The sequence below is a fragment of the Tolypothrix sp. FACHB-123 genome (assembly GCF_014697075.1).
Classification (GTDB): Bacteria; Cyanobacteriota; Cyanobacteriia; order Cyanobacteriales; family Nostocaceae; genus Aulosira.
Genome location: NZ_JACJRE010000072.1, coordinates 1 through 11,438 on the forward strand (window position 1 = coordinate 1; position 11,438 = coordinate 11,438).

Annotated in this window: 10 protein-coding genes and 1 tRNA gene; 4 read left to right on the forward strand and 7 right to left on the reverse strand. The window is 39.4% G+C overall.

Going from position 1 to position 11,438, the window contains the following annotated elements; all coding sequences use genetic code 11:
* Positions 1-408 precede the first annotated feature (408 nt).
* Positions 409-675: a hypothetical protein gene (locus H6G41_RS29470; RefSeq protein WP_190751276.1), complete on the forward strand. Its 267-nt coding sequence runs from the start codon at positions 409-411 to the stop codon at positions 673-675.
* 112 nt (positions 676-787) lie between these two features.
* Here H6G41_RS29470 and H6G41_RS29475 read toward each other — a convergent pair whose 3' ends face one another.
* The 6 genes from H6G41_RS29475 to H6G41_RS29495 form a co-directional block, all read right to left on the reverse strand.
* Complete coding sequence (locus H6G41_RS29475) at positions 788-1,951, reverse strand: site-specific integrase (protein WP_190751278.1); 1,164 nt, start codon at positions 1,949-1,951, stop codon at positions 788-790.
* Positions 1,917-2,045 carry a hypothetical protein gene (locus H6G41_RS35905; RefSeq protein WP_277878212.1) on the reverse strand — a complete coding sequence of 43 codons (129 nt, stop codon included), beginning with the start codon at positions 2,043-2,045 and terminating at the stop codon, positions 1,917-1,919. Before H6G41_RS35905 ends, H6G41_RS29475 begins: the two co-directional genes overlap by 35 nt.
* A 106-nt stretch (positions 2,046-2,151) precedes the next feature.
* Positions 2,152-2,224: transfer RNA gene (locus tag H6G41_RS29480), tRNA-Phe, on the reverse strand.
* Between the two features lie 77 nt (positions 2,225-2,301).
* On the reverse strand, positions 2,302-3,171 hold the full coding sequence (locus H6G41_RS29485; protein WP_190751280.1) for a metal ABC transporter permease: 870 nt from the start codon (positions 3,169-3,171) through the stop codon (positions 2,302-2,304).
* Between the two features lie 200 nt (positions 3,172-3,371).
* Positions 3,372-4,151: a metal ABC transporter ATP-binding protein gene (locus tag H6G41_RS29490; RefSeq protein ID WP_190751282.1), complete on the reverse strand. Its 780-nt coding sequence runs from the start codon at positions 4,149-4,151 to the stop codon at positions 3,372-3,374.
* A gap of 214 nt (positions 4,152-4,365) precedes the next feature.
* A complete protein-coding gene (locus H6G41_RS29495; protein WP_308796663.1) occupies positions 4,366-5,355 on the reverse strand; it encodes a metal ABC transporter substrate-binding protein in 990 nt (329 codons plus the stop codon).
* 296 nt (positions 5,356-5,651) lie between these two features.
* Between H6G41_RS29495 and H6G41_RS29500 the strand changes: the two genes are divergently transcribed.
* Positions 5,652-7,286 (forward strand): iron uptake porin, encoded by a 1,635-nt coding sequence (locus H6G41_RS29500; RefSeq protein ID WP_190751286.1) that lies wholly within the window; start codon positions 5,652-5,654, stop codon positions 7,284-7,286.
* 998 nt (positions 7,287-8,284) lie between these two features.
* Here H6G41_RS29500 and H6G41_RS29505 read toward each other — a convergent pair.
* A complete protein-coding gene (locus H6G41_RS29505; RefSeq protein ID WP_190751309.1) occupies positions 8,285-10,003 on the reverse strand; it encodes an NFACT family protein in 1,719 nt (572 codons plus the stop codon).
* Between the two features lie 376 nt (positions 10,004-10,379).
* Here H6G41_RS29505 and H6G41_RS29510 point away from each other — a divergent pair, with 376 nt between their 5' ends.
* On the forward strand, positions 10,380-10,757 hold the full coding sequence (locus tag H6G41_RS29510) for a response regulator (RefSeq protein ID WP_190751288.1): 378 nt from the start codon (positions 10,380-10,382) through the stop codon (positions 10,755-10,757).
* 288 nt (positions 10,758-11,045) lie between these two features.
* The gene (locus H6G41_RS29515; RefSeq protein WP_190751290.1) at positions 11,046-11,363 is read left to right on the forward strand and encodes a hypothetical protein; all 318 of its coding nucleotides are present in this window, start codon (positions 11,046-11,048) and stop codon (positions 11,361-11,363) included.
* The last annotated feature ends 75 nt before the right edge of the window (positions 11,364-11,438 follow it).

Genomic DNA, 11,438 nt, shown 5'->3' on the forward strand with positions numbered 1-11,438 from the left:
ATTCTACTTTGAGCATCCCTGCTTCATTCTCCACTACACCCATTTATTTACAGTAATATATTTTCTTGGGAAACTCCAGTTCTCAAAATGGACGAGGTTTATTTGGTCATTTTCTCGGTAAATTGGGGCAAGTTTATTTTATTTGGAGTCAATATTTCTTTGGTTTTTGTGGTGTTAAAACCAGAGAAAGTTAGGCTAGTAAAAATTGTCGCGAGATGATATTTTGTTCGGATTAGCGATGCTCCCAAAGGATGATGCACAGAGTATCGTTTGGAAGCGATCGCATAAGTCCTCGCGACTTGCAGGAGCCAACGAACATCTCGCTCAAAATTGTTTGAAAAATGAGAAATAGTCATTTCACAAATTGGGTGCAAACTACCTAGCTGTAGTATTTAGGAATTTTCAACCATGTTTCAGTTTGCCAATAAACAGCTGGCTTCGCAGCGTCTTTGTCTCAGCTTCGCCACCCTGAAAAAATATCGACTTGATGGAACATGGATTGAGGGCACCCATTGGGTACGAGTGAATAGTCGCTGTATTCTTTACAACCTAGAATTGATCCAAGATTGGTTGCATAATCGTCACGATCCCACCGCTCACCATCGGGCGATCGATTTATATCATGCTGGTTTAGCCAGTAATCAAAAAGGTAGTAAACGAAGGGGTGAGAAATGAAACCTATTCGCAATTCGCAATTGCGGACGTAATTGAAAATTGTTCCGTTGGGGACAGAGCAACCACTGAAATATTTGATGAGTGTGGTCTTCAATCAGTGATTGCCATCAATTCAAAAATCAGGCACAACAATCTCTCGACTATGCCCCACATAATGACGATAAATCACCTCTGGTGAGTTACCCACTAATTTCGCTACATCCTTCACGTCCATCCCACTCTTCAATGCCAGGGTAATAAAGGTATGTCGAGTCTGATAAAGCTTGCGGTATTCAATTCCATCTAGCTTGGTCAGAGTTGCTTTCCAACCTCGATTCGTCAAATTGTGAACATCAATCCACATTCCTTCTTTTGAAGGAAACACTTTTGCATCATCAGAAATAGTCACAGGTTTAATCGATTTCAGTAGGGTTGCCAGACGAGTGTTGATCGGAAAACTCCGCTTCTTCTGAGTTTTCAAACCTCTTTTGCAAACTAACCCAGACTCCGACACCACCACAGCTTGTTCAAAACGGATACTACTAAAGTCCAAAGAAATGTGCTTCCATTCCAAAGCAACAGCTTCAGATGGTCTACAACCTGTCATAAACAAAAATTCAATTAATGAGGCGTAATATTTGTAGTAACGACTTTCCTTGAATGCTTGAATAATGCGATCGCGTTCTTCTTGAGTAAATGCATTAATATCCGTATCTTCCCTTTCACCTTTGGGAATCTTGATATCACCTGCCATATCCTCAAATGGGTTTTCTTTGATTAACCCAGACTTCACAGCCCAATCGCAACAAGCAGATATTTGGGTCAAAATCCGTTTGCAGGAATTTGGAGTTTTATTAGCAATTAACCAATCCCGAATTGCGATCGCATCCGCAACCGACTTCACAGGGAGATTAATATTGATGCAGCGAGAGACTCTTTTGACATCCTTCGCCAAGGTACTGGGGGATAAACTGCCACGCTTGAAGTTGATATAGCCGTCCCACAAGTCTACTAAGGATGCTGCTACAACTGGTTTAGTAGATGTTTTCACCAAAGGCTGTGAGGATTCGGGCTTGTACTTGGCTAAAGTTGGGTCGAAATTTGCAGATAAAATATCTAACTCGATTTGCCTAGCCTTCATTTCAGCTAGCTTGCGGTTAGCTTTGGTATCTGTAAAACCCGTTGAGAGATAGTAGCGTTTGCCTGCGTAACGGAAGACAAGTTGCAGGCGATCGTTCGAGGTTTTTATTTGGACAGTTCCTTTAGAGGATTTGCTTTTGGGGGTTTGGTTCGCCATCGGGAACTCCTAAAATTGCCTGGATTAGCACGCCCAGATTTACCCCCAATTTACCCCCAAAATTTTGCCAACCATGTCCAAAAATAGCCAACACAGAATCTTCCTACACCAGATTTACACCACCGTAAATGGCTGAAATGGGGTTTTTGGAGAAACAGTAAACCCCTGGGAGCGTTAACTACCAGGGGTTTTGAGGATAATGCCAGGAACCAGACTTGAACTGGTGACACGAGGATTTTCAGTCCTCTGCTCTACCGACTGAGCTATCCCGGCTTGTTTTTTATTTGAGCCACGATTAATAAATTTAGCAAACTTATTACCATTATGCAAGAGCTTGATGGAAAAAAGTTTTATGCTGCTTTCATTGTCAACTTGATCCAGATGAACACAGCTACAAAGACGAGAAACTGAACCAAAACGATACTGGGGCCAGAGGCTAAGTTAAACATACCTGAAACCATCATGCCTACAAAACTGCTGCTAGAACCGATAATCACTGATAAAACTAGAAACCGGGTAAAATGGTGACTAATTAATTTGGCAGTGGAAGCGGGAATGACTAAAAAGGCATTGACTAATAAAACGCCGACAGCCTTAATGGCCACAGCTACAGCAAGTGACAACAGTACTACAAACCCATAGCGATACAACTGGACGGGAATACCTTGTACTTGCGCTACATCTGCATTGAGGGTCAATAAAATTTGTTGTCTTAGGGTTGATAGCAAGAATAGACTACTACCTATCAACACTAGCAGCGTCAAGATTAAATCTGTGTTGTCAATGGCGAGAATATCCCCAAACAGTACTCCCATCAAGTTACCGCGATAACCTTTGATGAGGCTGGCAAGAATCACGCCGATCGCTAAGGCTCCGGAGAGTACTATACTCAAGACGCTATCACTGGCTAAATCTGTTTTGTCAATCAAGTAAAGGACAATTACACCAAACACTAAGCTAAATGGCAGCAACATCCATGTAGGATTTAACTGTAGTAGTACGCCTAACGCCACACCAACTAAGGCTGCATGACCTACAGCATGGCTAAAAAAAGATAATTGGCGTAAGGTGACAAAACAGCCTAACAAACCGCCAAGTATTCCCATTAATACAGCACCAGCGATCGCACGCTGCATAAAAGGAAATTGTAACAACCGCACAAAGTCCTGAATATTGGCGACAGCTAGCCCAGTTATCTGCCAATCAGTAAATAAATTCATTTGTAAGCTTTTTAACTGATTAGCCTTTTATTTATCACAAATTGTTAGATAATTTTCTCTTAAATTCACTAGCACAACCAAAATAAATTAAAATTTGCACTGGCATAAGGTACGTTACAACCCGTTAAAGTCTCCTAGCTATATTTAGGTAATTTATTTTTGAATACTTCACGAAGCTCTCAGTACAAGTTTTGAATTGCTTAATGATGATGTTGGTAGCGACTAAAACCAGGCCCATAGGTTGCTAACAGATTCTGTGGTGAAAGCGCTATTTCTGGTTTACCAGTACAAACAACGGTTTGGTTGAGACAGAGAACGCGATCGCAATGGTGACTTACCATATCAATATCATGGGAAACCTGCAATATTGTCCATCCTTCCTGCTGCTTTAACTCGTTTAATAACAGATAAAAATCTGCTGCACCTTGCATATCTACACCCGCAAAGGCTTCATCTAATACCAAAAGTTTGCGCGGTATGACCAAACAGTAAGCTAGTAACACACGCTTAAGTTGACCACCGCTGAGAGTACCAATAGCTTGATTTCTTAAATGATAAGCATCACATCGCACTAAAGCTTGCTCTACTGCTGCTGCTTTTTCTCGGTCTTTTTTCCACAAATTTTTCCAGAAAGAACCTCTAGATCGTTTTTTCTGGGTAATTTTCTCCCATCCTAGCCCTACTAATTCACTGACCGAAATTGGAAAACTTCGATCGAAGATAAAATTTTGGGGCATATAACCCAATAAATGACGTAAATTTCCTAAACTTTTAATTTGGCGACCAAAGATTTCTACTGTGCCGCTATTATAAGGAATTAGTTCTAAAATAGCTTTGACTAAGGTACTTTTACCTGCGCCGTTCGGCCCGACTATAGCTGTATCTGTTCCTGACATTAATTCAAACGAAACATCACGCAACGCTAGATAACTGCCTTGATATACGGTCAATCCTTCTACTTTTAAAATAGGTAAACTCATTTTTGACTCGATTATATTCGTTATTTTTTATTGGTAATTTTGATAAATATTGGACTTGCCTTAAGATATTTATCATCATAAGTTGTTGCTTGATAAGTCTGGATTAAATAGCAACTAAGCAAGTATAAAAATTATGTTAGATTATTTTTATAATTTTTTGCATATTAAATTTTCACAATTAATAACTGACATCTGAAATATTGACTATTCCTCACTACTTACATGCTGCTTCCAGAGTTTGCAAATTTGCTTTCATAGCCTGGAAATAATGTTGTGGATCTGGCTCACCATTTTCCAAAGAATCTAATGTTTGCACATTTAACTTCAAATCTTGGGAAAGACTATTGAGCAATTTATTATCTGTTCCTGGTTCAGTCAACAAAGCTTTTACTTGATATTTTTTCACCGCATTGACTGCATTTTGCACATCTGTGGGTGAGAGTTGATCCTCAGGAATTTCGACCACAGCTACTTGCTTGAGGTTATAACGTTGGGCTAAGTAGGGATAGGCATCATGAAAGGTAATAAAGGTACAGTTAGGATATTTCTGCAAAGTTTGCTGAAATTGACTATTTAATTGGTCTAATTGTTGAATATAAGCTGCACTATTAGCTTCATAAGTAGCCTTATTTTGCGGATCGGCTGCTATCAATCCATCACGAATATTTATTACCTGTTGTTTAGCCATCACAGGGTCAAGCCAAATGTGCGGATTACCCCCAGCATGTTCGTGGTCGTGGTCGTGGTCTTTTTCTTCTTTACTAGTTTTGACAATTGGTGAAATTTCTTTCACAGGTTTAATACCTTTACTGGTATCGATTTCCGTGAGTTTGGGATTTTGGGCATTTTTGACGGTTTCTTCCAGAAATTCTTCTAAACCTAAACCGTTTTTTACCAGTATATTGGCAGTAGCGATCGCTCTGACGTTTTCTGGTTTGGCTTGATACTCGTGTACCTCGGTACCAGGTGGTACTAAAATTTCTACTTCTGCTACATCCCCAGCTACTGCTTTTGTAAACCAATAAATCGGTAAAAATGTCGTTACTATTTTGGTTTTTTTCACCGATGGTTGTTCTTGGGATGCTGCTTGTTGCTCTGTGGGCGATTGGTTACAACCAGCAATTGATAATATTAGCAGCGCAATTACAGGCAGTATTTTACTTCTTTTTCTGCCTTGTTTCGGTTCTATACAAGTGCGAACCACAGTTTTTCCCCTCCAGATCTGTCTGGTGCTGTCTTCGGCAAAAAAATTTTTGACAATTTTCTTGACAATGAGATTGATTCTAAATCCCATACTATAATAATTCTCATTCTCATGCAATTATCTGGTCAGGCATGACATTAAATGTGAGTTATTGAATTGATGATAATTTCCTGACTGAGTCTTATTCAAAAATAAGCTTGGCTCCTGATAATATATTTGAGAATAGTTTTTAATAAGTTCGGTTTAAAAGCTGGGTAGTGTAGAGATTTAACATCAATAAGGTGTGAGGAAAAAAAATGCGTAAATTATGGAAGTCTCTGCTGACTAGTTCCGCAGTTGGTAGTGCAATGCTGTTTTTCAGCACAGCAGCAATTGCTGGGGAAATTGGTGACACAGTTGTTGCAGCTGATGCCGAACAAGAAACTGAGAATACTACGCAACAACAGGTAATGTCTCAAGTTACCTCAGTATCTCAACTGTCAGATGTGCAGCCTACAGATTGGGCGTTCCAAGCATTGCAATCGTTGGTAGAACGTTACGGCTGTATTGCAGGATATCCCAATGGGACATTTCGCGGTAATCGCGCCATGACAAGATATGAGTTTGCAGCTGGTTTGAATGCTTGTCTCAATCGTGTCAACGAACTGATTGCTACTGCAACAGCTGACTTAGTAACCAAAGAAGATTTAGCTACACTCCAAAGACTACAAGAGAATTTCTCCGCAGAATTAGCAACATTACGGGGACGAGTGGATGGATTGGAGGCTAGAACTGCGGAGTTAGAAGCTAATCAATTTTCCACTACAACTAAACTGCAAGGAGAAGTTGTTACCGTTATCAGCGATGTTTTATCTGGTAGTCAAGTTAACGGTGGCGAAATTACAGACAAGAATACTACTCTTGGGGCAAGGGCAAGGGTTGAATTAGTCACCAGTTTCACGGGCAAAGATACATTATTCACCAGAATCCAAATGAATAATATCATTAGCCCCAACATTGGGACACCAGAAGGTAACTTATTCTTTGCTGGGGACGGTACCAATGAAGCATTTGTTGATGCATTATATTATCAATTCCCAGTTGGTGAAAAACTCCAAGTAATTGCTATTGCCAATGCTGGAGCAGCAGATGATCTTACAGATACAGTCAACCTGTTTGATGGGGATGGTGGATCTGGTGCTTTATCTACCTTTGGGACACGCAACCCAATTTATTATCAAATGGATGGCGCAGGTTTAGGCGTCAATTATGATTTTAGCGAGCAATTGGCACTGAGTTTGGGATATTTGGCTAATTCCAATAACGATCCTAGTGCAGGGAATGGTTTATTTAATGGTGGGTATGGTGCTTTAGCGCAGTTAACCTTTAAACCAAGCGATCGCTTAAAAGTTGCCTTTACTTACATTAATGCCTACAATCAGGAATTGGCTACAGGTAGTAACAGAGCCAACGTTAGCTCATTTTTAGGTGGGGTTGTTCAAGGTTTAACCGGAAGTGACGAAGCTTCTCCCATCCCTACTTCTAGTAATTCCTACGGTATCCAAGCATCTTTTGCAATTAGCGAGAAATTTGTCGTCGGTGGTTGGGTAGGATACACTAACGCTCGTAGTTTATCCACCGCTGAAGGATTAATTGATACTGGCGATGTTGATATCTGGAATTATGCTGTTACTCTTGGCTTCCCCGACTTAGGCAAACCAGGCAACTTAGCGGGTATTATCTTGGGTATGGAACCGAAAGTTACCAGTTCCAGCATTGGTCAACTTCCTAAAGACCAAAATACCTCATATCACATTGAGGCATTCTATCAGTATAAGCTGAGCGACAATATTAGTATTACGCCAGGAGTGATTTGGCTGACAGCACCAGATCATAACGAAAACAATGATAATGTTGTCATTGGTGCTTTAAGAACTACATTTAGTTTTTAACCACAGTCAGTAGTCAGTAGGGGCGGGTTTATGCGAGATTATCATAGATATTTGAGGATATCAGTGAACCCGCCCCTACAGTTGTCAAATAAAAATGAGATTCTAAAGTAAAACCCAGCCTTTGTGGCTGGGTTTGTTTTGTTACCCCAAATTACCGTTGTTTATCTTTTAATCTCAAGGCTTCATCTCACCTCATGTGTCTGTTGCTATTAAAAAGTTTAGACAGAGCTTGATTTCGCCCGTTTCTTAAGTATAGGATGACATATAAAGCTAAAAAATGTGTAGAGCAAAGCAATATTTTTAACCGAAAAAATATTTTTTAGGAATGACTCTAAAGATAGAATCAAGCTTTTAGTGGAAAAGAGTTTTTCAGGTATAAGCATTGAATTTTATTCAGTATTTATATGCAGATAAATTAATAAAGCGTATTTATTTATTGAGCATTTAGCTAATTTTTCAGTAAAATCTAGTAGGGCGAAAAGCGTTTAGGAAAAATCGATATATTCTCTTGAACGGATTTAACTGAGATCCTAGATAAAATCTGCGGAAAATACTGATAGTAGATGATGCAGTCAGCCTTGTTAAGAAGTTAATTATATTCCGTATCCGTTGTAATGCGGTAGTTATAGCAATATTGTGTGATAGCTACCCCAGTAAGCAGACGCTACAGCAACTAATAAAAATAGTATCATCGGCAGTAAGTAAATATTGACACTTAATATCAGTTAAAAAAAATGACCAGCCTCCCACAGCTGGTCTCAAAAATATTTTCCGCGTTGTCTTCTCAATAGAGTTAAAACCAAGTTGCGCGTTCCCAAAATATAACGGGCAACTTTTCTTAACAATATTGTAGCAGTCAACACAGTTTTTTAGTAAAAATTTACAAAAAAAAGATACTCCTTCCAATTTCTTACCTCTATCTGTCAGCAGAATTTAGTACATTTTTATTGACAACTGTACAGACAAGGATTATCGCGTTTCTGACAACTGACAACTGACTATTGACTATTGCCTGGCTTACCCCAAATAATGCGTTCTTGTTTGTAAATAGCAATTCCTGGTTTAGCTCCTTTAGGTTTGTAGACATACTTGGGCTGTGTATAGACTACTGGTACTTGGTCACTTTGGCGAGCGCGACTGTAGTAAGCAGCTAAGTTAGCGGTAAATTGTAAATCAGTTTCTTCTGGAACAGTACCAGGTTCTAAGCGCAGCAATACATGGCTACCGGGAATTTCTTGAGCGTGAAACCATAAATCATAATCTCCCGCAACTCGAAAAGTTAATTGATCGTTCTGGCGATTATTGCGGCCGATTAAAATTTCAAAACCATTGGGGGTGCGGTAACGATGAAAGTTGCTCTTGGTTTCATTGTTACTGCGATCGCGATATTCTGGATCTTCCAAATACTTTTGTCCAATTAGTTCATCGCGGATTTCTTCTAGGGCTTGTAAGTCTTCTGGTATCTGGTATTTGTCGATTTGGGCGATCGCGTCTTCTACCTGTTCTAAATATTCAATTTCGCCATTCACCTCCGCCAATAGGGGTTCTACCGCCGCCCGCGCCCGTTTGAGTTTTTGATGTTGCTTATATAAGCCTTGAGCATTTTGGACAGCATTTTTATCTGGTTGTAGAGCGATCGCAATTGGTGCACCTGTCTCAAAATCTGGGAGAATAATTTCTTTCATCCCTGCTTCCCAATTTTGCAGATGCGCCATCAATAAATCTGCTTTTTGGCGATATTCATCAGCGCGATCTGATTGCTGTAAGCGTTCACTAAACGTGTTAGCTTTGAGCCGTAATTTAGCCAAAATATTATTCAGCTTTTGACTGAGTTGATGGCGCAATTGAGCAAATAATTGTTCGTTGAGGCGATCGCTATAATAGCGGTTGAGTAATTCTTGGATATTTTTGGCGGGTTTAACTCCACCCCAACCGATGACAGTATAACCATCAATTGTCCAAGCGGGGTGAAACTGTTCCTGCTTTAAAGCTTGTAACCACTTTTGCCATTGGGCAAATAATTCTTGCCAATCTTGTGCAGTTAAGCTGTCTGTATTGGCTTCTGGTGCTAAATTTGCCGAGCGCACCATTGAATCTACTAATGATGCACTCAAGCCACTATAACTTTTAAGTAACTGACGCTTAATCGCTCCTGGTACTAAACTAACTCGCTCTTGCCAACGTTGTGGCGATTCGTTCTCACTGGGAACTGGGCCTGTAAGTTTGGGTGGTGTTTCGTAAACTTGTCCCGTGAGAATGGGACGGACGCTAGATTGTTGTTGACTAACTTGATGGGCGGCGGTGATAATCAGATTACTAGCATCCGTGAGGATGACGTTGCTGTATTTGCCCATAACTTCCACATAAACGTGATATAAAGGGCTTTCTCCCGGACGACGGGCAAATTGTAAATCAATTACCCGCTCCCAAGGTGCGATCGCTTCAATGGCGATCAAAGCCAAACCACCCAACTGATGTATGAGTTGTTGGCTAAAAGTAAAAGTATCTGGTGTCCGCGGTGGTGGATCGCCAATGCAGATGCGTGCGGCTTGGGGGTGCCAAGAAATCTCTAGCCAACCCCGCTGTTTTAAGGTACGTAATGCCACAGAAATAGTATAGCGATCGCGCTGAAAAACCTGCTCCATCCGGGATGGTAGCCAGTGAGTGCGGATTTCGCTACAAGCAGCTGTTAGGGTGGTAAAGTCTACTGGTTGCACTGGGATTAGCCATTGGCGTTGAAACGTCGATGCTAAGTATTTTGACACTAAATTCTTTATCCTGGAAATTCACAAATTCAATAAAATCTTCAGATTTTCCTCATAATTGTTATTTACTGTTAGTTATCAGTTAGTTGGGAAACAGTGAAAAAACAGGGTAGCAAGTAATAGGCTTCGGATAAAAACATTGAAGATGCGGGCAACAGGATGATGAAGATGTAGAAAATTTGGCTCCACCATTGCCCCTCAACAAATAACTGTGATTAACCGAACCCTACTCACTAGATAAAGGCATAGTTTGGCTGACGATTGTTCCTCCTTTCTGTATAGCGAAAAATATTTATGGTATTTAGATACTCAACATTGGAACTCTTCTATGTCCAAAAAGCGTATTCTCTTAATAGATGATGAAAAATCTCTAGCCACCGTAATTCAGGTTTGTCTGGAAAACTTAGCTGATTGGACAGTAGTTAAGGCTGAATCTGGTAGAGAAGGTTTAATCAAAGCCCAAACTGAAAAGCTGAATGCTATTTTGCTTGATGTGATGATGCCAGATGTAGATGGATTTACTGTCTTACAAGAGTTAAAAAAAAATCCTATCACTCAAGGTATTCCAGTCATGTTGATTACTGCTAAAGTCGAACCGACCAAGCATCATCAATATGATGAATTAGGAATTGTCGGTGTGATTAATAAACCTTTTGACCCCTTAAAACTTGCGGAACAGGTAGCAGGGATTTTGGGCTGGAAATAAGTTTTTTCAGCTTGATTATGCAATTAACGAAACTTGATAAAAGCGAGGAAACTCTGCCACAGGTGTGACTTGAAAATAAGTTAAATCGTCTTTTTAGAAAATCAAAAATCTTCTTATAAATCACTCATAAAATTTTGATGTAAACATCTGTTTTTTGATTTTCTTAAATTTCCATTTTTCCATGTCTATAAGTTCAAATATGTCAACTTACTAGCGATATATCAAAATATATAAATATTTAAATATTCTCCACTTAAATCAGTAGCTTTCAAGAAAAAAATAGTAATTATGGAACCACAAAATTTTCTAACTTATTCCAATTCTGAAAATGAGGATTTAAATATAAAAAATGCAATTTTTCAGGCTTATTTACAAGCCTTTTTTCGACACCAGGCTTATATTTGTAAACAATATAATACAGGTAAAATCAGTGAATTACAGGCTGTAGAAAGAATTAGTGCAGCTTGGCAGAGGTTAAAAAATATCCAAAATAAACTGAAATATCAAAGCAAGCTAAATTGCTTTGAATCTAAACAGCGGTTTTATTTAATTCAGTCAATTGATGTCGCCTTATATTCAGAAGAAGAAGTAAATTTGTGGAATTAATCAATAATTCTCATACCAATTCAAATAATATTTGCGACACATCAATATATTCTAGAGGGTAAGGCAATGCCTTAC

Bases quoted from the DNA above. Each gene is read 5' to 3' on its own strand.
- H6G41_RS29470 (WP_190751276.1), top strand. From the start codon at position 409: ATGTTTCAGTTTGCCAATAAACAGCTGGCTTCGCAGCGTCTTTGTCTC.
- H6G41_RS29490 (WP_190751282.1), bottom strand. From the start codon at position 4,151: ATGAGTTTACCTATTTTAAAAGTAGAAGGATTGACCGTATATCAAGGC.
- H6G41_RS29510 (WP_190751288.1), top strand. From the start codon at position 10,380: ATGTCCAAAAAGCGTATTCTCTTAATAGATGATGAAAAATCTCTAGCC.
- H6G41_RS29515 (WP_190751290.1), top strand. From the start codon at position 11,046: ATGGAACCACAAAATTTTCTAACTTATTCCAATTCTGAAAATGAGGAT.
- H6G41_RS29485 (WP_190751280.1), bottom strand. From the start codon at position 3,171: ATGAATTTATTTACTGATTGGCAGATAACTGGGCTAGCTGTCGCCAAT.
- H6G41_RS29475 (WP_190751278.1), bottom strand. From the start codon at position 1,951: ATGGCGAACCAAACCCCCAAAAGCAAATCCTCTAAAGGAACTGTCCAA.
- H6G41_RS29500 (WP_190751286.1), top strand. From the start codon at position 5,652: ATGCGTAAATTATGGAAGTCTCTGCTGACTAGTTCCGCAGTTGGTAGT.